Annotated in this window: 1 pseudogene; it reads left to right on the top strand. The window is 40.9% G+C overall.

Annotation, left to right across the window (positions count from 1 at the left end):
• Positions 1-324 precede the first annotated feature (324 nt).
• Positions 325-452: pseudogene (locus ACNKXV_RS13345) on the top strand (MFS transporter); the annotation flags it as partial.

Genomic DNA, 452 nt, shown 5'->3' with positions numbered 1-452 from the left:
ATTCAAATGAATGGCACCGATAAATGAACCCGGACCACCTCCTACGAGGCCAAGCTTCAATTTTTTAGCAGTTGACATAGGTCAATATTAGTTTATCAGGTTATTTGAGTAGATGATTAGATTTCTTGCTGAAATTTCGGGTATTCATCCGGTTCGGAGACTGCTTTATGACCAATTGCATCATTGGGTTATGAATGGCTTTGCCAAAACTTTTAGGCCCCCTTCTTCGGATTCTCAAAAGAGATGCTTAAAATACAGCAAAAAGGCTAAATTCTAAATTTCTGCCACAATTTAGGTCACAGTTCTTCACCCAAAATACGTCCCATGCCCTTCATCGTCCGGTTTCGTCTTTCACTCATGATGTTTTTGGAGTTTTTTGTGTGGGGCTCGTGGTATGTCACCATGGGTACCTTTTTAGGATCCAATCTTAAAGCGCAGGATCAGGACATTTC

Source organism: Christiangramia aquimixticola (genome assembly GCF_048285835.1).
Classification (GTDB): domain Bacteria; phylum Bacteroidota; class Bacteroidia; order Flavobacteriales; family Flavobacteriaceae; genus Christiangramia; species Christiangramia aquimixticola.
Note: the sequence above shows the minus strand (reverse complement) of the source record. Positions and strands in the feature narration are given on the sequence as shown.